Origin of the sequence: Enterobacter bugandensis (assembly GCF_900324475.1) — a bacterium.
Classification (GTDB): Bacteria; Pseudomonadota; Gammaproteobacteria; order Enterobacterales; family Enterobacteriaceae; genus Enterobacter; species Enterobacter bugandensis.
In genome coordinates, this window is sequence record NZ_LT992502.1 from 3,139,410 (window position 1) to 3,160,401 (window position 20,992).

The 20,992-nt window shown below is 54.5% G+C and carries 19 protein-coding genes and 1 riboswitch; of the genes, 10 read left to right on the top strand and 9 right to left on the bottom strand.

Annotated elements, in window-relative coordinates:
* Nucleotides 1-97: 97 nt before the first annotated feature.
* Genes DG357_RS15220 through DG357_RS15230 form a run of 3 tightly spaced genes read left to right on the top strand, consistent with a single transcriptional unit; the run spans nt 98 to nt 3,326 of the window.
* Nucleotides 98-1,375, top strand: a complete 1,278-nt coding sequence (locus DG357_RS15220; RefSeq protein WP_028013818.1) for a nucleoside permease — start codon at nt 98-100, stop codon at nt 1,373-1,375.
* Nucleotides 1,372-2,376, top strand: a complete 1,005-nt coding sequence (locus DG357_RS15225) for an ADP-ribosylglycohydrolase family protein (protein WP_048959203.1) — start codon at nt 1,372-1,374, stop codon at nt 2,374-2,376. Before DG357_RS15220 ends, DG357_RS15225 begins: the two co-directional genes overlap by 4 nt.
* Nucleotides 2,373-3,326, top strand: coding sequence for a PfkB family carbohydrate kinase (locus tag DG357_RS15230; protein ID WP_088204810.1), 954 nt, complete (start codon nt 2,373-2,375; stop codon nt 3,324-3,326). The genes DG357_RS15225 and DG357_RS15230 overlap by 4 nt, the downstream gene beginning before the upstream one ends.
* Here DG357_RS15230 and DG357_RS15235 read toward each other — a convergent pair.
* Genes DG357_RS15235 through thiM form a run of 3 tightly spaced genes read right to left on the bottom strand, consistent with a single transcriptional unit; the run spans nt 3,300 to nt 5,656 of the window.
* Nucleotides 3,300-4,046: a GntR family transcriptional regulator gene (locus DG357_RS15235; protein WP_028013821.1), complete on the bottom strand. Its 747-nt coding sequence runs from the start codon at nt 4,044-4,046 to the stop codon at nt 3,300-3,302. The genes DG357_RS15230 and DG357_RS15235 overlap by 27 nt on opposite strands.
* 42 nt (nt 4,047-4,088) lie before the next feature.
* Nucleotides 4,089-4,889, bottom strand: coding sequence for a bifunctional hydroxymethylpyrimidine kinase/phosphomethylpyrimidine kinase (gene thiD / locus DG357_RS15240; protein WP_088204809.1), 801 nt, complete (start codon nt 4,887-4,889; stop codon nt 4,089-4,091).
* Entirely contained in the window at nt 4,886-5,656 is a 771-nt protein-coding gene (thiM, locus tag DG357_RS15245) for a hydroxyethylthiazole kinase (protein WP_088204808.1), read from the bottom strand. Before thiM ends, thiD begins: the two co-directional genes overlap by 4 nt.
* A gap of 35 nt (nt 5,657-5,691) precedes the next feature.
* A riboswitch (TPP riboswitch) is annotated at nt 5,692-5,789 on the bottom strand.
* A gap of 643 nt (nt 5,790-6,432) precedes the next feature.
* Here thiM and DG357_RS23205 point away from each other — a divergent pair.
* Nucleotides 6,433-7,503: a YadA C-terminal domain-containing protein gene (locus DG357_RS23205; RefSeq protein ID WP_224222658.1), complete on the top strand. Its 1,071-nt coding sequence runs from the start codon at nt 6,433-6,435 to the stop codon at nt 7,501-7,503.
* Between the two features lie 159 nt (nt 7,504-7,662).
* Entirely contained in the window at nt 7,663-8,133 is a 471-nt protein-coding gene (locus tag DG357_RS15255) for a hypothetical protein (RefSeq protein WP_088204807.1), read from the top strand.
* A 48-nt stretch (nt 8,134-8,181) separates the two neighbouring features.
* Here the strand turns inward: DG357_RS15255 and DG357_RS15260 are convergent, their stop codons facing one another.
* Complete coding sequence (locus DG357_RS15260) at nt 8,182-9,615, bottom strand: glycoside hydrolase family 32 protein (RefSeq protein WP_088204806.1); 1,434 nt, start codon at nt 9,613-9,615, stop codon at nt 8,182-8,184.
* Nucleotides 9,616-9,632: 17 nt separating this feature from the next.
* Nucleotides 9,633-10,874 carry an MFS transporter gene (locus DG357_RS15265; protein ID WP_063943473.1) on the bottom strand — a complete coding sequence of 414 codons (1,242 nt, stop codon included), beginning with the start codon at nt 10,872-10,874 and terminating at the stop codon, nt 9,633-9,635.
* Between the two features lie 236 nt (nt 10,875-11,110).
* Between DG357_RS15265 and DG357_RS15270 the strand changes: the two genes are divergently transcribed.
* The 3 genes from DG357_RS15270 to DG357_RS15280 all read left to right on the top strand — a co-directional run bounded on the left by DG357_RS15270 (nt 11,111) and on the right by DG357_RS15280 (nt 15,323).
* Complete coding sequence (locus DG357_RS15270; RefSeq protein ID WP_088204805.1) at nt 11,111-12,118, top strand: LacI family DNA-binding transcriptional regulator; 1,008 nt, start codon at nt 11,111-11,113, stop codon at nt 12,116-12,118.
* 343 nt (nt 12,119-12,461) lie between these two features.
* Nucleotides 12,462-13,838 carry a diaminobutyrate--2-oxoglutarate transaminase gene (locus tag DG357_RS15275; RefSeq protein ID WP_014884533.1) on the top strand — a complete coding sequence of 459 codons (1,377 nt, stop codon included), beginning with the start codon at nt 12,462-12,464 and terminating at the stop codon, nt 13,836-13,838.
* A gap of 18 nt (nt 13,839-13,856) precedes the next feature.
* Nucleotides 13,857-15,323 (top strand): pyridoxal phosphate-dependent decarboxylase family protein, encoded by a 1,467-nt coding sequence (locus tag DG357_RS15280; protein WP_028013828.1) that lies wholly within the window; start codon nt 13,857-13,859, stop codon nt 15,321-15,323.
* Nucleotides 15,324-15,359: 36 nt separating this feature from the next.
* On the opposite strand, the gene DG357_RS15285 is transcribed toward DG357_RS15280, so the two are convergent.
* The 4 genes from DG357_RS15285 to DG357_RS15300 form a co-directional block, all read right to left on the bottom strand.
* Entirely contained in the window at nt 15,360-15,875 is a 516-nt protein-coding gene (locus DG357_RS15285; protein WP_088204804.1) for a protein disulfide oxidoreductase, read from the bottom strand.
* A 75-nt stretch (nt 15,876-15,950) separates the two neighbouring features.
* Entirely contained in the window at nt 15,951-18,125 is a 2,175-nt protein-coding gene (locus DG357_RS15290) for a polysaccharide biosynthesis tyrosine autokinase (RefSeq protein ID WP_088204803.1), read from the bottom strand.
* Entirely contained in the window at nt 18,125-18,574 is a 450-nt protein-coding gene (locus DG357_RS15295) for an arsenate reductase/protein-tyrosine-phosphatase family protein (protein WP_028013831.1), read from the bottom strand. The genes DG357_RS15290 and DG357_RS15295 overlap by 1 nt, the downstream gene beginning before the upstream one ends.
* On the bottom strand, nt 18,574-19,713 hold the full coding sequence (locus DG357_RS15300) for a polysaccharide export protein (protein WP_088204802.1): 1,140 nt from the start codon (nt 19,711-19,713) through the stop codon (nt 18,574-18,576). The genes DG357_RS15295 and DG357_RS15300 overlap by 1 nt, the downstream gene beginning before the upstream one ends.
* 476 nt (nt 19,714-20,189) lie before the next feature.
* Between DG357_RS15300 and DG357_RS15305 the strand changes: the two genes are divergently transcribed.
* Nucleotides 20,190-20,522, top strand: a complete 333-nt coding sequence (locus DG357_RS15305) for an RcnB family protein (RefSeq protein ID WP_008500887.1) — start codon at nt 20,190-20,192, stop codon at nt 20,520-20,522.
* Nucleotides 20,473-20,952, top strand: coding sequence for a GNAT family N-acetyltransferase (locus DG357_RS15310; RefSeq protein WP_088204849.1), 480 nt, complete (start codon nt 20,473-20,475; stop codon nt 20,950-20,952). Before DG357_RS15305 ends, DG357_RS15310 begins: the two co-directional genes overlap by 50 nt.
* Nucleotides 20,953-20,992 lie beyond the last annotated feature (40 nt).

The following is a 20,992-nucleotide window of genomic DNA, read 5'->3' on the forward strand; positions in this document are numbered from 1 at the left end:
CTGTTACATTGATCAAACAATCGCCACAAAGGTATTTAAAAGGTATTATTGAGTGGTATGTTAAAGGCGTACCTTATCTGACATGCAGGATTAAAAAATGAAAACGAAAGTCCAACTGTCATTCATGATGTTTGTTGAATGGTTTATCTGGGGCGCGTGGTTTGTGCCATTGTGGCTGTGGCTGAGCAAAAGCGGGTTTACCGCCGGGGAAATTGGCTGGTCTTACGCCTGTACCGCGATTGCCGCGATCCTCTCTCCTATCCTGGTCGGCTCGCTGACGGACCGTTTCTTCGCCGCGCAGAAAGTGCTGTCGGTGTTGATGTTCGCCGGCGCGATCCTGATGTACTTCGCCGCGCAGCAAACCCAGTTCAGCACCTTCTTCCCGCTGCTGCTGGTCTATTCCCTGACCTATATGCCGACCATCGCGCTGACCAATAGCATTGCCTTCGCGAACGTGGACGACGTTGAGGCTGATTTCCCGCGTATCCGCGTGATGGGCACCATCGGCTGGATCGCCTCGGGGCTGGCGTGCGGGTTCCTGCCACAGATGCTCGGCTACAGCGATATTTCCGATACCAATATTCCGCTGCTGATGACCGCAGCCAGCTCCGCCCTGCTCGGCGTCTTTGCCCTGTTCCTGCCGAACACGCCGCCGAAAAGTACCGGCAAGCTGGATTTCAAAGTCATGCTGGGGCTGGATGCGCTGGTCCTGCTGCGCGACAAAAACTTCCTGGTATTCTTCTTCTGCTCGTTCCTGTTCGCCATGCCGCTGGCCTTCTACTACATCTTCGCCAACGGCTATCTCACCGAAGTGGGGATGAAAAACGCCACCGGCTGGATGACGCTCGGCCAGTTCTCTGAAATCTTCTTTATGCTCGCCCTGCCGTTCTTTACCAAACGCTTTGGTATTAAGAAGGTCTTACTGCTGGGCCTGATTACCGCCGCCATCCGCTACGGCTTCTTCGTCTACGGTGGCGCTGAACAGTACTTCACCTACGCCCTGCTGTTCCTCGGCATCCTGCTGCACGGCGTGAGCTATGACTTCTACTACGTGACCGCGTACATCTACGTGGATAAAAAAGCGCCGGTGCACATGCGCACCGCCGCGCAAGGCCTGATTACGCTGTGCTGTCAGGGGTTTGGTAGCCTGCTGGGTTACCGCCTGGGCGGCGTGATGATGGAAAAAATGTTCGCTTACAAAGAGCCGGTGAATGGGCTGACCTTCAACTGGGCCGGAATGTGGACATTTGGTGCAGTCATGATTGCCGTGATTGCCGTGCTGTTTATGCTGTTTTTCCGCGAATCGGATAAAGAGATCACCGCAATTGAGGTGGTTGATGGCGATACCGCGCTGACACAAGGGGAAGTTAAATGAAACAAGACCGTATTCTCGGGGCCCTTTACGGCCAGGCGTTAGGGGATGCGATGGGCATGCCGTCGGAGCTGTGGCCGAGAAAGCGCGTCAAGGCGCACTTCGGCTGGATCGACCGCTTTTTACCCGGCCCGGCAGAGAATAACGCGGCCTGCTATTTCAAACAGGCAGAGTTCACCGATGACACCTCGATGGCGCTGTGCCTGGCCGATGCGATCATCGAGTGCGATGGGGAGATTAACGCGGACGTTATCGGCAAGCATATCCTGAACTGGGCGCTCGACTTCGACGCGTTCAACAAGAACGTGCTCGGCCCGACCTCGAAAATCGCGCTTAACGCGATTCGTGACGGGAAGCCGGTCAGCGAGCTGGACAACAACGGCGTGACTAACGGGGCGGCGATGCGCGCCTCCCCGCTGGGCTGCCTGCTCCCGGCGACGCGGCTGGAGCACTTTGTGAACCAGGTGGCGCAGGCCTCCAGCCCGACGCATAAATCGGATCTCGCCATTGCCGGCGCGGTGGTGATTGCCTGGGCGGTTTCCCGCGCCATCGATGGGGAACGCTGGCAGAACATCGTCGATGCCCTGCCGGGGATCGCCCGCTATGCGCAGGAGGCGAAAACCACCACCTTCAGCGCGTCGCTCGCGGCGCGCATTGAGCTGGCGCTTAAGACCGTGCGGGACGCCAACGGCATCGACTCCGCCAGCGAGCAGATTTATCAGCTCACTGGCGCAGGTACCAGCACCATTGAGTCCGTTCCGGCAGCCATCGCGATGGTGGAGCTGGCGGGAACCGACCCGAACCGCTGCGCCATTTTATGCGCCAATCTGGGTGGCGATACCGACACCATTGGCGCGATGGCGACGGCCATCTGCGGCGCGCTCCACGGCGTGCAGGCCATTAACCCGGCGCTCAAAGCCGAACTCGACGCCGTTAATCAGCTCGATTTCGGTCACTACTGTGAAAAACTGCTGCACTTCAGGGAGCAAAGGGAGGGCGTATGAATGCATTTGCCCAACGTCTCGACACCCTGCACGCCACGCGCCCGGTGACGGTGTTGGGCGCGGCGGTGATTGACGTCATCGCCGACGCCTACGCCCTGCCCTGGCGCGGGTGTGATATCGAGCTTAAACAGCAGGGGGTGAATATCGGCGGCTGCGCGCTGAATATCGCCATCGCCCTGAAACGGCTCGGCATTGCGGCGCAAAACGCCCTTCCCGTCGGCCACGGCGTGTGGGCGGATATTATCCGTAACGCAATGGCGAAGCAGGATCTGCACAGCGCCGTGGAGGCTGAAACCGGCGACAACGGCTGGTGTCTGGCGCTGGTGGAGCCTGACGGCGAGCGCACCTTTATGTCCTTTAGCGGCGTCGAGAACCAGTGGCAGCAGCGCTGGCTTGACGAGCTAAACGTCCCGCAAAATAGCCTGGTTTATCTCTCCGGCTACCAGCTGGCCTCGCCGTGCGGCGAGCTGCTGACGGGCTGGCTTGAAGGGCTGGAGGACGTGACGGCGCTTATCGATTTCGGCCCACGCATCGCGGATATCCCCGACGCGCTGATGGGGCGGATTATGGCCTGCAGGCCGATCGTGTCGCTTAATCGTCAGGAAGCGGAGCTCGCTGCTGAAAGGCTGGGCGTTGAGGCTGAAAACCTGGGCGAGGAGTGGCAGCAGCGCTTCGGCGCCGCGCTGATTGTGCGGCATGATAAAGACGGTGCTGCCTGGTATGACGGCGACGCATCGGGCGTTGTTCCGGCGTTTCCCGCCACGGTAGTGGACACCATCGGCGCTGGTGACAGCCACGCGGGCGGCACGCTTGCCGGGCTGGCGGCGGGATGGTCGCTGGCAGACGCCGTTCTGCTGGGGAATGCCGTGGCGTCCTGGGTGGTGAGCCATCGCGGCGGCGACTGCGCGCCCACTCGTGAGGAATTACTCCTCGCACACAAAGACGTATAGGTCGCTGCGACAGTAGCTGATGCTGTACTCAATCGGCCGGTGCTGCTGGTCAAGCGCAACCTGCTTGATCACCAGCACCGGTATTTTTTCGTCCATCTTAATGTGCGCCTGAAACTCGCTGTCCGGCATGCGGGCGCTGACCCGTGAACGGGTGCGCTGCGGGAAGATATTCTGACTGCGGAAGTAGTCGTACAGCGAAATCCCTATCGCATCCGGTTCGGGAATGAGCCCGACCGGCACCCAGGACTCTTCAATCGACACCGCATCGTCATCCACATAGCGAATACGCTTCAGCAAAAAGACGTCGCTGTTCGGCTCCAGTGACAGGTGGCCCGCCACCTCTTCCGGGCATTTCACCACGCGTTTATTGACCCACAGCGTATTAGGCGTTTTACCGCGCAGCACCACCTGCTGAGAGAACCCGCGCGCTTCCTTGAGCGAGTATTCGAAGATGTTGTTAATTTGCGTGCCGTAACCCCGGGCACGCGTGACAACGCCCTCGGCTTCCAGCGCCTGCATCGCTTTGCGCACGGTGATCCGCGACACGCCGGTTAACTGGCTCAGATCGCGCTCGCCGGGCAAAATGTTCCCGTGCTCCAGCACGCCGCTGCGCACCGCGTTTTTTACCGTTTCGGCAAATTTCAGGTACAGCGGCGTGTTGTCAGGCGCGGCGATCCGTTCAGTCAGTTGAGCGATTAACCGGGTATGCGCTTGTTCCATCTCTGTTTTCTCAGGCGTGGTGTTTCCTGCCAGTATACTGGGTTACCACCACGCATGAAAATGATGAACCGGCCCAATACCGTGACCGACTTCCAGAGTATCGGCTTTTGCCAGCGCCGCCGACAGCCAGATTTTCGCTTCTCGCACCGTATCAGCCCAGCCGTCATGCCGCGGGCGCAGCGCCGCCAGCGCGGCGGAGAGAGTGCACCCCGTGCCGTGGGTGTTTTTGGTCTGTACGCGCGGAGCCGTAAAACGTTGCTCGCCGTCGCGGGTAAAGAGCCAGTCCGGGCTTTCAGCGTCATCCAGATGACCGCCTTTCATCAGCACCGCCCCGCAGCCCATCGCCAGCAGCGCATACCCCTGCTCTTTCATTTCGCGTTCAGTTTGCGCGTGCGACGTGCCTAACAGCGCGGCGGCTTCCGGCAGATTGGGCGTGATGAGCGCCACCTGCGGCAGCAGCTTATTGCGGAGCGTCTCAACGGCGGAGGCAGAGAGCAGCGGATCGCCGCTTTTTGCCAGCATGACGGTATCCAGCACCACGTTTTGCACCTGATAGCGTTTAAGCCGCTCGGCCACCGCCTCCACAATGTCCGTTTCGGCCAGCATGCCGATCTTGGTGGTATCAATCCGCACGTCGCTGAACACCGAATCCAGCTGCGCGGCAACAAAATCCGGCTCGATACGGTAGACCGACTGCACGCCGCGCGTGTTTTGCGCTACCAGCGCGGTAATCACCGAGCAGCCATACGCGCCAAGGGCCGAGAAGGTTTTCAGATCGGCCTGGATGCCCGCGCCGCCGCTGGGGTCGGTACCGGCAATGGTCACGGCGTTAATCCGCTTCATGCCTGTTCCTCCAGCGTATAGAGCGCATCCAGGAAGGCGCTGGTAAAACTGCCTGGCCCGCGCGAGCGCGCAACGGCTGCCGTTCCGGCGCGCTTCATCCATCCGCAGGCGGCGGCAACATTATCCAGCCTGTTCCCCGGCAGCGAGCAGCTCGCCGCCACAACGGCAGAAAGCGCGCACCCGGTTCCCACTACGCGCGTCATTAACGGGTCTCCGCCCGTTACCGTTCGGGTCCGCTCTCCGTCAGTGATGTAGTCCACCTCGCCGGTGACCACCACAATGGCATAGGTCTGGCGGGCCAACGCCTGAGCGGCAGGCAACGCGCTGGCGGCGGTGTCGGTGGTATCAACACCGCGCCCGCCCGCGCTCATTCCGGCCAGAGCCAGGATTTCAGAGGCGTTGCCGCGAATGGTGGTCGGGTTCAGGGCCAAAATTTGATGGCAAAAACGGGTGCGGAACGTCAGGGCACCCACCGCAACCGGGTCCAGCGTCCAGGGTTTGCCTGCCGCCACCGCGCTTTCAATGGCACGACGCATCGACTGGGCGCGCGGTGCGGTCAGCGTGCCGACGTTGATTAACAGCGCATCGGCTATCGCGGCAAACTGTTCGGCCTCTTCGGCCTCAATCACCATCGCCGGGGATGCGCCAAGGGCCAGCAAAACGTTGGCCGTAAAGGTCTGTACGACATCGTTGGTCATGCAGTGGGTCAGCGGAGAACGGGTACGGAAGTAGTGTAAAACGTGTAAATCGAGCAGGTCAGGCTGCATGGGTTCGCTCCTGCCTTGCGTGAAGAAGCGATGACCGGGAAGGCATCTGACTTCCCTACGCTGGCATTATCCAGATCAGGTAATACGGGTATTTCTCAGCCTTCAACGAAGAAGGGCACCCCGAGTCATTTGGTAAGAATTGACTTACTTTTTGCCAGATTAGGGGAAGTTGCTGGCTGACGCAAGCGCCCTTGTGGGGATCGCTTCTTCACGCAGGGTTGGTGCGAAAGAAAAGGCTAGCAGCGATAATTACAGAACTATTATGCCACTTCTTTAAATCAACACCATCCGCTATAACATTTCCATTACGTCCAAAAAACATCCACTTTTTCAGCGTGTAAGAAATAGCTCGACCAACATAATTTTTTTCCGCTTTCAGTTAGTCTATTTTACGTTTCATTAATCATTAAAACTTATTTCGAATGAAATATAAAGCAATCCCCAAACGGTTTAACCCCGCTAAACATTTAGCCTCTCAATCAAGGGGTTACCGCGAAACTCGCGTTTGGCCTCTCATCTTATAAGTTAATGTAAACATTGAGATATTTGCCTTCACCTCTTAAAAATTCACTTTGGCTATTCATGCCATTTATGATTTAGATCAATATCCAAAAGCTCGCATTAATTGATAGTTACCGCACGTTACGAATTAAGTGATTTATTCAAAATTTAACGTAACTCCGTTATTTTAATCGGGCGTAACCAGACGTTACATCAACACGCCAGGATAGCCAGCCTTGCCCATTTTTACTTTTTAAATGATGAGTGTTTTACAAATGAAAGTTGTTAAAAATGCCGTTACTGCTTTTTTATTTGGTGTTATTTTCACTGGCTCTATGACCGTAACTCAAGCAGCTGATGTAACCGTAAACCTTAACGATAACGTATTCAATTCAGGTTCTTTTATTCAGGTCCAGGGGACTGACAATACCGCTTATAATCTGGATAATATGAAAGCTGAAAATGTAAAACAAGACGGGCAGATCTATAACTTACAAGGCGATCGTGAGCGGATGCAAAACGAGATTGACGCAAGTAATGGTAATATCAGCACTAACGCCAATAATATTTCCTCTCTTCAGACTTCTGTCTCTGGTGTCGATCATGAAGCTAAATTAGCAGGCGCTCTTGCTGACACCGCTAATAAAAAAGGTGATGCGGCGTTACAGGGCGTGCTGACTAACGGAACTGCAATTACTAATATTGAAACTGCTAACGCTGTCCAGGATAGCCGCCTTGCAACTGTTGAAGCTACTAACGGTATACAAGATGGCCGCCTGTTAGCTCTTGAGAATGCACCAAAACCAACTAACGGGGTTGATGGAAAAGACGGCGCTAAGGGTGAGAAAGGCGACACCGGCGCACAGGGCGTTGCCGGAATTAACGGACGTGACGGAGCGAATGGTAAAGACGGCAAAGATGGAAAAAATGGCGTGATGACCACTGTGACACGCACGCAGGTAGACACGACAACAAAGGCTAAAGTCGCTACTAATAGTCAGGCGGTTACGGCCGAGGCTCAGGAGCTGCAGGCGACCAAACAGACATTACAGGCTCTGAATAACAACGCTAACCAGCAATTTAAATCGCTGCGTGAGGAAGTCGATAATAACAAGAAAGAAGCAAACGCAGGTATCAGCGGCGCGATGGCGATGGCCGGTTTACCTCAGGTGCAAACAAATCAGCGCGTGATGTTCTCGGCTGGCGGTGCGACTTACAACGGTGAAAGCGCGTTAGCGGTTGGGGCGTCGGTTAACTTTAACGAACATATGGTTGGTAAAGTGAGCTTCTCTGATGACACAGCAAATAATATGGGGGCTTCAGTCGGCGTAGGGATTGGCTTTTAATAAATAACCAGTATGACAAAATACATTGTTATCTCTGTAATAGTGTACCTGATGCTTATTATCGTTGGCGCATGGTTAGGTATTATGTATCAGGCTTATTATATTTGCGGCTATTAAACCTTCTTCTATAGAATATATTTCACCAAAGGTATCATCGTAATGATAAAGTCACTCTTAGCGGTATTAATAGCTGGTGCTGCCATCCTGCTTTCTGCGTGTACTTCAACTGCTCAGCGCATGGCCGAATGTGAGCGCCAGGGCATTAGCAAAGATACCTGCTACCTGGCTGAGCAAAATCGCCAGAATGCTTATAATGAAGCCGCACAAAATGCAGCATGGGCGAACGCGCGTGATGCCGCATCGGGTACGGGTATCTGGGTTAAAAAAGACGTGAAACAACATGCTCAGGCGGCCAAAGCGTTACACGCCTTTAAATGGGAAGGAATGAAGATCACAATTAAAGGCGAGATCCTGGATGTCGATGGCGTATTGGGCGCGCTGGATGAAAATGAGCCTCAGGCAAAAGTTTATTCACAAGGGCTATACACCTTCATTTACTATCCTGCTAAAGGCAAATTAGCGGTGAGTAAAGAAGGAAAGTTCGAAGGCTACGCAACAAAGATTAAATAGAAGCAGAGGCGACACCTGTCGCCTTTTTAATTCGCAGGCCTTAACGTATTACTCTAGCTGCCACGCCCCGGCATCAATAAGCGATGCGGTTCCCGTCCAGGCAAACATTGCCAGTTCGCGCGCCCCTTCATCAGGATAAATGCGGCTGCTCAGGCACGCCTCCCCTTCATTGACAAACACTTCCACTGACGAGCTGTCAACGAACAGGCGCAGGCTTAGCGTGTCGTTCAGATTCAGCGCGACGCTTCGGGTACCGCACAGGCCATACTGCGGATAATAACGCTCCAGCACCAGGCGCTGCATCTGCGCATCAACGTAGAGACGGAATCCGTCGCCAAGACGAATGCCGTACTGCTCCGCGCTGCTGTTAGCACAGTCCCACTGCAGAATAACCTCCATCGCATCGCAGCTTTCCACCTGAACGATCTGCTGATTGTTGAGCGTGCTCACCGGCCAGGGGAACCACGCTCCCCGCAAGCTTTCCACTTCTCTGGCTGGCCGCATCTGCAGGCGGTTATCCGCGCTTAGCGTCAGTTCGCGCGGTAAAGAGAGCATGCCAGCCCACCCGTCCTGCTGTTCCGGAAGGGGAGATTCCCACATGTCCAGCCAGCCGATAACGATGCGGCGGCCGTCAGGCGTCAGGAAGCTTTGCGGCGCATAGAAATCATGCCCGCTATCCATCTCCACAAACTCACCTTCACGCGCGAAAGGTTGGCCGGGCTGCCACTCCCCCAGCAGGTAACCGCTCTGGAAAAGATTGCGATTTTTGAATCCCTCCGCAGCCAGCCCCTGAGGTGAAAACATCAGCACGCGTTTGCCGTTGAGGGTGAAAAAGTCCGGGCATTCCCACATGTAACCCATCTCTTTTTCAGCCACCGCAAGCACGCCCATATCCTGCCATTCGCGCAGGTCGTCAGAACGGTAAACGCGCACCTGGCCCATCTCGCCATCCCGCGCCCCGACAACCATGTACCAGCGCTCCCCTTCCCGCCACACTTTTGGATCGCGAAAGTGATGCAGCCCAGGCGGCGTGTCAACGATCGTTCCTTGCCGCGTAAAATGGACGCCATCACGGCTGGTTGCCAGGCACTGCACCTGGTAAAGGTTAGCCTCGTCATCCGGATCGCCGTGGAATTTGTGGCCGGTATAAATCAGCGCCAGCGTATCGCCATCCACCACCGCCGAGCCGGAAAAACAGCCGTCCTTATCCTCTGGCCCTTCCGGTGCCAGCGCCACCGGGAGGTGTTCCCAGCGAACTAAATCCTTGCTGCGCGCATGACCCCAGTGCATCGGCCCCCACTGGGTCGAGTACGGATGATGCTGGTAAAACGCGTGATACCAGCCGTCAAACCACACCAGACCATTCGGGTCGTTCATCCAGCCGGCACGCGCGGCGAGGTGGTAACGCGGATACCAGCGCAGGTTAAGATCGCCGCGTTTGGCCTGTAATGATTGTTCAGCTTTGGCAATGGAATACATCATTTGTTTACTCTTTTCAGTCATATAGTGGAAGGTTGCGGCATGAGCGGGTCAGAAGAAGACTTACCCGAGCGCAACAGGAAGATGGAGATGAGCGTGGTGCTGAACACTAACAGCCCCATAATGAGATAGGATTGGGCAAAGCCGTATTTCTCATAGCTGTAACCCGCCAGCGGCGACAGCACAGACGCAATCACCGAGCTTGTACAGGCAAAGCCCACCAGATAGAGCGTGGAAGAGAGCCGCTTATCAAAATGTAAGCTGTTGTATTTAAATACCGAGACCAGCAATACGGGCAGTTCTACCGCGTGCAGCAGCTTGGTAATGGAGATGAGCACCGGCCCCTCAACCAGACCAGATGCCACCATACGCATTGCCATCACCATTCCCGCGAATATCAGGCCGTTTTTCGCGCCGAGGCGGTTCACCAGCCACGGGGCGCAAAACATGCCCGCCGCCTCAAGGAAAACCTGGAAGGAGTTGAGATAGCCGTACATGGCGTTCCCTTCCTGCAACGTCGGGAACTGTGATGAGAAATAGACCGGGAACTGCTGATCGTAAACGCCGTAAATGCAGGTGCCGATAACGAAAAACACCAGCGCCCAGAAACGCGGCAGCGTCAGCAGGCGCAATGCGTCTTCCAGCGTCACCTTGCCACCGGACACCGCTTCCTGCATGGCATGCGGTGCGGAAGAGACCCGCAGGCGCGCGAGCAAAACAAAAAACACCAGCCCGGCGCCGCTCGCGACAGCGAAATTCAGCTTCGGATTGATGTTAAACAGGAGCCCCGCAAAAAAGGTTGCCGCCGCCCAGCCAAGCGATCCCCACATTCTCGCCTTGCCAAACTCAAACTGGCTCTGACGGGCCACGCGTTCGGTATAGGATTCCAGCACCCCAATCCCACCGTTAAACGTCAGGCCAATAAAAATCCCGCCGAAAATACTGCCCAGCAACACGTTAACTTGCAGCAGATAGCCAAACAGCAAAAAGGCCGGACCGGAAAGAATAAGCAGACTGGTCAGAAACCAGAGCAGGTTTTTGCGCAGGCCGAGTTTGTCCTGAATAAATCCATAGCAGATTTGAGCAAACAGCGCGGAGACGGAAAGCACGGCATAGATAACGCCCGTATCCCCCGCTTTTAACCCCACTTCCTGGTGGAGCCAGATAGAGAGCAACGAGCCGGAAGATGACCAGGTGACAAAAAAGAAAAACAGTAATGCGCTCAGTAAGGGATAGCTGTGAGAGTGATGCGTTTTCATCATGGCATTCTCGTGTTGGAGTAATGACCTAATGGTAACGTTAACATACATGCTTTCTCATGCTGCCTGATTAAGATTTAAGATGTTAATCACGAAAGTTAACGTTAACATTAAGGAAGTGAGATCGCGATCATAAATTCATAACTGAGGTAAGCATGACTTAACCTGGTCATCAGCCTTCCTTTTACATCAGCGACTTAGTTGTATACCCTCTCACAGAGCATTAACGGAGTAAGAAAATGGCTTCCCTGAAGGACGTCGCAAAGCTGGCTAACGTATCGCTGATGACGGTTTCCCGCGCGCTTAATAGCCCGGAGCACCTTAAACCGGAAACGCTGGCGCGCGTACAGTGGGCTATCGAACAAACCAGCTACGTTCCCGATCTGTCCGCCAAGAAAATACGCGGCGCGAATGCTTCGCCTAAAACCATAGGCGTGCTAGCGCTCGATACGGTCACGACACCTTTTTCGGTGGAGATTACGCTGTCCATTGAAGAGACGGCCAGGATGCACGGCTGGAATAGCTTCGTCATGAATATGTTTGCTGACGACAATCCGGATGCCATTGTCGATCTTCTGCTCTCCCACCGGCCAGACGGGATTATCTACACCACGATGGGGTTACGTCAGGTTCCTCTTCCTGCCAAGCTGCTCACCCTCCCCTGCGTGCTGGCCAACTGTGAGAGTGTCGGTGAAAAGGTCGCCAGCTATATCCCGGATGATGAACAGGGGCAGTACGCCGCCGTCAGGGCATTACTCGCAGAAGGCTATCGGCAGCCCCTGTGTCTGCATTTACCTGTGGGCCATCTGGCCACAACCCGACGCCGTCAGGGGCTTGAACGCGCCTGCCGTGAAGCCGGAATCGACCCGGACAGCCTGGAGCATGAGTATATGGCGCACGGGGATGAGCATTATCGTGATATTCCGACCGCATTGCTGGCGCGTATCCGGAACGGCATCCCGCGGTTTGATTCCGTTATCTGCGGTAACGATCGTATCGCGTTTATGGTGTACCAGACGCTGCTGGCGCAAGGGCTTCGCATCCCTGAAGATGTCGCGGTTATCGGCTATGACAATATGGTGGGCATTGGCGAGCTGTTTTTGCCGCCTCTTTCAACGGTTCAGTTGCCCCACTACGAAATTGGTCGCCTGAGCGCCCTGCACATTATTAACGGAGCACAACACCGGGAAACGACGCGCGTTGAAAGTCCATTTTTAATGCGTGATTCCATTGCGCGCGCCATGTGACTACCGCTTTTTGTCGTTGATGGAAAAATAAGGGGGTATGAAGGCAGCATACCCCCTTCTTTTGTCAGCCAATGGCACGATTTGTCACACTCTTTTCTGTCATTTAACAACCCAAACAAACTCCGAATAAGCAATTGTTTTTATTGCCAATAAAGTGCAATTTTCTTTTTAAAAATGGTGATATTGCCTCTCCTGTGCTCCATGTCACAAAACAGTAAACAAATTAACCATTGAGCCCCGTGACAAAAGGCTCTATATTGGCGGCGTTTTTTTCAGGCCCCATCTGTTTTTTAACTTTTTATTCAATCGTGGCTCATAGCGAAGCGGCGGTTGTAGGAGTGATATGATGACGGATAAAGTCCGTATTGACACCGTAGATGCCCACAAAAGCAACGAAACCTATCTGGCCCGTCAGGCCGAGTTTGAATCTAACGTCAGGAGTTATCCGCGCAAACTGCCTTTAGCGATTACTAAAGCAGAAGGCGTGTGGATCACCGATGCAGATAATAAAGAATACCTTGACTGTTTAGCAGGCGCAGGGACCCTTGCGCTTGGCCATAACCATCCTGATGTGCTGAAAAGCATCCAAAATGTCATTACCAGCGGCTTGCCGTTACACACTCTGGATCTGACTACGCCTCTGAAAGACGCGTTTTCTGAATATCTGCTCTCTCTGCTGCCTGGTCAGGGCAAAGAGTACTGCCTGCAGTTCACCGGTCCATCCGGTGCCGACGCCGTTGAAGCGGCGCTGAAGCTGGCGAAAAAAGTGACCGGCCGTAGCGGTATCATCAGCTTCTCTGGTGGTTACCACGGCATGACCCACGGCGCACTGTCCGTGACCGGCAACCTGTCTCCGAAAGAAGCGGTTGACGGAATGATGCCAGAAGTGCAGTTCATGCCTTACCCGCACGAGTACCGCTGCCCGCTGGGTATCGGTGGTGAAGCGGGCGTGAAAGCGCTGACTTACTACTTCGACAACCTGATCAACGACGTTGAAAGCGGCGTGCGTAAACCTGCCGCGGTGATCCTGGAAGCCGTTCAGGGCGAAGGCGGCGTGAACCCGGCTCCGGCTGAGTGGTTGCAGCGCATTCGTAAAGTAACTCAAGAACACGGCATTCTGCTGATCCTCGACGAAGTTCAGGCTGGCTTTGCCCGTACCGGTAAATTCTTCGCCTTCGAACACGCGGGCATCGAGCCAGACATCATCGTGATGTCTAAAGCGGTTGGTGGCGGTCTGCCGCTGGCCGTGCTCGGTATCAAAAAGCAGTTCGACGCATGGGCGCCAGGCCACCACACCGGTACTTTCCGCGGCAACCAGCTGGCAATGGCAACCGGCCTGACGACGCTGAAAATCCTGAAAGACCAGAACATCGCGGGCAAAGTGGCTGCACAGGGCGAATGGCTGAAAGGCCAGCTGAAAGAGATGGCAAAACGTTATCCGGTCATCGGTCACGTGCGCGGTCTGGGCATGATGATCGGTATCGAGATCGTTAAGCCACACGAAGCTGCTGACCATATGGGCTGCTTCCCTGGCGACGGCGAGCTGTCTGCGCTGATTCAGAAGAAGTGCTTTGAAGCCGGTCTGATTCTGGAGCGTGGTGGTCGTAACGGTATCGTTCTGCGCCTGCTGCCTTCCCTGCTGATCAGCGACGAAGAGCTGAAAATCTTCCTGGATAAATTCGAGCAGGCACTGCTTGCTGCGGGCGTTCGCCCGGCGTAACCGGAGTAGTTGATTACGATGTCAGATTCAAACCCAATTTTGTTCTCCTCTGCGCAGAGCATTGAAGCTTACCAGCAGGCGATTGAACAAAGCACTCAGGCTGTGATGCAGTGGCTGAAGCAGCCTGAGATGTACCAGGGCAAAACGGTCGCGGAGCTGCGCGACCGTATTAAGCTGGATTTCAACCCGAAAGGGCTGGGCAACGAAGCGGCGATTGAACGCGCCGTGGAGTTCTTCCTGAAAGACAGCTTGTCCGTTCATCACCCGCAGTGTGTGGCGCACCTGCACTGCCCAAGCCTGGTGGTAAGCCAGGCGGCGGAAGTGCTGATCAACGCCACTAACCAGAGTATGGACTCCTGGGATCAAAGCCCGTCCGCAACCATTATTGAGATCAAACTGATCGAGTGGCTGCGTACCCGCGTGGGTTATCAGGCTGGCGACGCGGGTGTGTTCACCAGCGGCGGTACCCAGAGCAACCTGATGGGTCTGATGCTGGCGCGTGACGCATTCTTCGCGCGTCAGGGCCACTCCGTTCAGCAGGACGGTCTGGTGGGCGATCTGCGCAAAATTCGCGTGCTGTGCTCCGAAAACGCGCACTTCTCCGTGCAGAAAAACATGGCGCTGATGGGCCTGGGCTATCAGTCCGTAGTGCAGGTGAAAACCGACGAGTTCTCCCGCATGGATCTGACCGATCTGGCGGCGAAAATCGAGCAGTGCAACGCGAACGGGGAGCAGATTCTGGCCATCGTCGCGACGGCAGGTACTACCGATGCCGGTGCTATCGATCCGCTGCGTGCCATTGCTGAACTGGCGGCGAAGCAGAACATCTGGGTACACGTTGACGCGGCCTGGGGCGGCGCGCTGCTGATGTCTGATCAGTATCGTCACTACCTGGACGGCATCGAGCTGGTGGATTCCGTCACCCTGGACTTCCACAAGCAGTTCTTCCAGACCATCAGCTGCGGCGCGTTCCTGCTGAAAGAAGCGCGTCACTATGAGCTGATGCGCTATCAGGCGGCCTACCTGAACTCTGAGTTCGACGAAGAAGCGGGCGTGCCTAACCTGGTGTCCAAATCTCTGCAGACCACCCGTCGTTTCGACGCGCTGAAGCTGTGGATGAGCCTGGAAGCGCTGGGTCAGGAGCAATACGCGGCGATCATCGATCACGGCGTAACGCTGGCGCAGCAGGTTGCGGCCTACGTGAAAGAGCAGCCTGCTCTGGAACTGGTTATGCAGCCACAGCTGGCAAGCGTACTGTTCCGCTTCCGTGGCCAGGTGCAGATGGACGACGCGGGCATCGCCCTGCTGAACCAGAAAATTGGTGATGCGCTGCTGGAATCCGGCCGTGCAAACGTCGGTGTAACCGAGCATAACGGCATCACCTGCCTGAAGCTGACTCTGCTGAACCCAACCGTGACGCTGGAGGATATCAAAATCCTGCTGTCGCTGGTTGAGCGCACCGCGCAGGAAGTTCTCGCGAAGTAATACAAAACCCCTCTTCCGTCGGAAGAGGGGTTATCTTTATACGCCTGCCCACCACATTCTGCTTTTCAATCCCCAGTAGCTCGTCCAGCCCGTTGTGGTACTGACTACTTTCCCCTTTGACACAATCACCAGCGTCGGCGTTACGCTCACTTGCCACTGCTGCGACACGGCACCGTTTGAATCGTTAATCACCGGCATACTCAGGTTTTTCTTTTCAACCCAGCGAGCGAGCTTTGCATCGTCACCGGAGCGCATGGCAATACTTACGACGTTACCGCCCTCTTTTGCCAGCTTATCGACCGCAGGTGTCGTATAACGACAGATGCTGCACCAGGTTGCCCAGACGTAAATCAGCAGGGGGCGCTCCTTGCTGAGCGCCGAGATATCGTGAATGTTACCGTCGATGCTCTGCATAGGCGTTGCGCTAAAGCTGGCGGGTAATGACGGCTTTCGGTATTGATCCACGCCCCACATAACCGCCAGCGTAAGCAGAATGAGTATGCTCCCTTCCCGCGCCCAGCGGCGCAGGCGACTCAATTTACGGTTATCCATTATGACCTCTCGATTTAACGGAGGTCATCTTAGCGGGCTATACGGCGTCATGCTGTAAAGAAGTGTCGCGTCACTTTATTCCGGGGTATAGCCGTAGTTGTAATGGCTATAACCCGAGTGGTAATAGAACGCAGCGGATTTCACAATGTCATTGAGAATCGCGCCTTCAACCTGGACGCCCATCTGCTGCAGACGCTTCCGGCAGTTTTCGATCTCTTTGACGCTGGTTTTACCGAAACGGGCAACCAGCAACGTGGTTGCCGCGGCTCTGGCGACGAGTAGCGCATCCGTCACGGCCAGCACCGGTGGCGTGTCGACAATCACGATGTCGTACTCTTTGTCTATTCGTGACATTACCGTCTGGAAGCGCTCATTCATAAGCAGCTCGACAGGATGCGAAGGCTGAGGCCCACAGGTCAAGACATCAAAGCCACCTTTCTCGAAGCGTTGAATCGCATCCTGCCACTCTACGCTTCCCCCCAGCACGCCGGACAACCCATGCTGGTTGTTCAGTTTGAAAATATTGTGAACATATCCCTTGCGCATATCCGCATCAATAAACAGTACCCGTTGACCTGCCTGAGCGGCAATCGACGCCAGCGAGGTGCTCACTAAAGTCTTTCCGCAGTCCTGCGAAGGGCCTGAAATCACCACTATCCGATTAACGGCATTCATCATGGTAAAATGCAGACTGGTGCGTAACCCGCGCACCGCCTCGACAAATATATCCGCCGGACGGTCAACGGGCAGGAAAGGTACGTTTGACGTCCTGTGCTTCCAGTGGGAAGCAAACAGCGTCCTCCTGCGCAAATGCGTTTTTTTCCATAGCCACACTGAGCGCGGGAGCGTAGCCAGAAGAGGCATTCCCTGCGCTTCCAGCTGTTCAGACGAGGTGATGCCCCGTTTAAACGCAGAGCGCACCAACACCGTTCCTGCAGAGAGCATCAATCCCACCAGCATACCGCACACAATGATAATCACTTTGTGCGGTTTGACGGGTCCAGGCTGCGTTACTGCCGGATCAATGATCCGCACGTTTCCGATGGCGCTGGAGCGCGAGATATTCAGCTCCTGCTGACGCGTCAGCAGCTGCAGGTAGATGGTGCGCCCGGACTCTACGTCACGGCTTAAACGCAAAATTTCCTGCTGTGTAGAAGGCATGGATGAGACACGGTTATTCAGGCGCGTACGTTCCTGCTCCAGGGTCTGTTTTTTTTCCCGTAAGGCGCGGTAGGTTGGGTGATCCTTTTTGAAAAGCTGAGAAACTTCTGCTTCGCGGAACGTCAGCTCGTTAAGCTGATTTTCCACATTAACAACCTGATCGAGAACCGTCTTCGCCTCAAGGGATAGATCGACAGAATCGCGCTGCTCTCTGTAGGCGTTCAGTCGTGCTTCTGCTTCATCCAGTTCGCGCCTGATTTTAGGTAATTGGTCCTGTAAAAACGTCAGGCTGCGGGTATCTTTAGCTTCCTGGCGCGCAATATTCTGGCTGAGATAATTTTCAGCAATGGTGTTGAGCACCACGGCGATCTTGTCAGGGTCCTCGCCCGTCAGCGTTAAGGTGATAATTCCGCTCTGCTTCGCCGACTCAGAAACAATGAGTCGGCGCTGAAGGGCGTTAATTGCTTCAAGCTTTGTGACGGTTTTGAGGGCAAACCGGGTGCCTGGTGCCGCACTGAGCGAGGTGACAAGCAGCGTTATTCCGTCTTTAACCAGCGTTTTCCCAACAACGCCATCAGCCTCAAGCGTTTTTCCTTCGAGGTGATACCGGCCCTGCTCCTGAACGGTCAGTAAAAGTTCCTGTGGCTTGTCTTCCAGAAGAGGAAGGGTAAGCGCGCCAATTGTCAGTTCACCGGCTTTACGCCCTCGTTCCAGCAGCGGCCCAATGACGGGCAGCACGCGCCGTTTGACGCTGTACGTTAGCCCCAGCTTATCAACGGTCTCTCCCAGAATCATCCGCGACTTGAGCAGCAAGAGTTCGGGCGCAACATCAGGTGAAAGATCGGTACCAAACTGGCTTAAGCTTTTGAGCAACGAGTTGTCCTGCTTCGCTTCTATCTGCACAAGGGCATCAGCCTGATAGATCGGTGTGACGCTATACGCATAGATCCCGGCGCATACGGTGAACAGGAGCGTGATGCACGCTATCATTACCCGATGATCAAACATCTCAGCCAACAGCTGAATGAGATCAATTTCATTATCATGCGGTGTCGCAGCACCAAATTTGTCTGATTTATGAGACGACATTACTGCTTCATTCCTTGTTGACGCAAACGACGAGCCCATTCCTGACTGGCTTTACCTAACTGCTCGAAAACATATTCGAAGGCTTCCCGGCTTTTGCGATACGGGTCGGGAATGTCCTTTGTTTCCAGCCACTGACCAAACAACAGCGATTTCCCCCGATTCTCCGGCGCCACTGAGGCAATAAAACGGAGATGCTCTGGCTCCATCACCAGAATCAAATCGGATTTTTGTAACAGAAAACGTGTGACCTTACGCGCCACGTGACCTTCCAGCGAAACGCCATGACGTAAGGCGACTGCCTTTGCAGTCGCATCCGCCGGGCGTCCTTCAAGCCCGAAAATACCTGCCGAGGTCACCTGCGCGTCGGGTAGCTGCTGGCGCAACAGCCGCTCACCAATCGGTGAACGGCAAATATTGCCGGTGCAAACCACGAGAATTGAATTGAACATTATTGCGGCCACGACCTGATGTAACGGACGGTTTCGGTCAGGTCATGTACGCCACTGATGGTGGGTACCAGCTGGGCGATCACACGATTCCAGCGTGAAAGCGGTGCCGTCGTGACATAGACAATGTCGTACGGTTCCAGCTCGAATTCTGTGCTCAGCACCATGGCTGAGGCATCTTCCGCATTGAGTTGATAGATGTTGGCGATTTTGTCTTTCTCGCCTTTTCGTGAAACCGGGCGAATAACAAAAATCCCGGTTGCATCGGCCATATTCTGGTTCAGCCCGCCTGCATTCCCCAGGGCTTCGGCCAGCGTCATGCCGCTACGATCCATCTTAAGGGTGCTCTGTTTAACCACCTCGCCCATCACAAACACTTTCAGCGCGTCGTTCCGGGGAACAAACAGGATATCGCCCGGATAAAGCAGCTTATTTTGGGTTAAATCGCCATGTTGCATCAGAGCATAGAGTGAAAGGCGCGAGTCATGGCCATCATGCGTGAGCACGACGTTACGCCAGTCGGCATCCGCAGAGAGACCGCCCGCGGCGTTCACCGCATCCATTACCGTCAATGGAATATTGGTTATTGGCTGCTGGCCCGATTTCTCAACCTCTCCGGTGATATAGGCTTTTTGAGAACGGAAGGAGGCAACGCTGACGTCCACCTGAGGGCTCTCAATGACCTCATCCAGCCGCTCGGTGATCTCCTCACGTACCTGCGAAACCGTTTTGCCCGCCACTTTCAGCTTGCCGACGTAGGGGTAGAAAAGCGTACCATCGGCGTTAACCCAGTTACCCGCGTCGCTCGCGCTACGGTACTGCCCTGCGGGCGTCGTGAGTTCAGGGTGATCCCAGACGGTGACCGTCAAAATGTCCCCTGAGCCAATGCGGTATTCCCAGTTTTTGAGCTGCTCATCAAGAGTAGGATTTGCCTGAGATTTAGAAACGGGTGGGCGCAGTTTTTCAATCAATCCAGGGGTTAAAGGAAAAACTTCCACGCGTTTGTCCAGCGGATCGTTAATTTCCTCACCGGTAATGACTTTTTTCCCGGAAAGACTTAAGTTCTGGCCTGGTGAAAATACACATCCTGTTAGCTGGCTGAGCGTCAGAAAGGACAGTAAAAGAGCAGTTGTATTTTTCATTTATATAAAATGTTGATTTATCGTTGCGCTGGGTAGTTAACTCGCAAAAAAAAAGCAAGCAAGACCTTGAAATATCGTTATTTATTATTTCCCCGTGACACTGTAAAACACACGTTCGCTGTTGTTTAAAAAGTTAAAAAACAGCGCACAATTGCGCAAGAAAACGGAGAGTAATAATACTTTATGCGCCGCGATATTAAATGTTATCCCTTACGAAAGCATTCGCTTAACGGTGCTATTTTGACGTATAAACTTATTTTCAGAATAGATTAATAAAATAATAAAAATAACAAATATTCCGCACAATCAACATTCACCGCAATGATGAGCATCACCGTTATCGACTACCCAAACCCCTCCACTTTTGTTACATTTTTTATCAAACGCATCATGCTTTGATACTTAAAATAGACCGTCTGTCTTGTGCTGGGTGCCCTGCAGACGAAAGTCTCTGAAACAATATCACTGGAGAAAAAATGGCTAAGCGTAAATTGCTGCTTCTGGGTGTATTACTGTCTCTGGCGGGCTCCGCGTTTTCTGCCCCGCAAACCGCCGCTGCGCCATCGGGCATCAAGGCCTATGAAGAACAAGAGTTCATCGCCGATTTCACGAAGTTTAAAATCGGCGATACGGCACCGGCGCAGTATCAAACGCCGGAGTACACCATTAAACAGTACCAGCTGCGTAATCTTCCGGCACCGGATGCCGGTACCCACTGGACCTACATGGGCGAAAACTACGTCCTGATTGGCGATGCAGATGGCAAAATCTACAAAGCCTACAATGGAGATATTTTCTATCATCGCTGATACGATCGTAATCCGTCCGTGGCAGGAGAGCGACCGCCCTTTCCTGCGTACGCTCTACCTCCACGCCCGGCGTGAAGCCTGGCCGTGGCTGGACAGTTCTGCGTGGCAGCTTGAAGATTTTGACGCGGCAACCCTGGACGAAGAGATTTGGGTGGCGGAGCAGGATGGGCACCGACTTGGCTTCGCCTCAGTCTGGACGAACGATAATTTTCTGCACAACCTGTTTGTCGACCCGCAGTATCAGAGCCTGGGCGTCGGACATGTGTTGCTTGAGCACGTACATAAGACGTTTACCAGCACGGGCTCACTCAAGTGTCTGGTGAAAAATGCGCGGGCTATTACGTTTTACCAGCGGCACGGCTGGCACATTGAGGCGACGGGGAATTCTCCTGAGGGAGAGTACTATCTTATGCATTACCGGCTTGGGTAAAGTCAGGTGGCGCTTCGCTTACCTGACCTACAAAATCGTA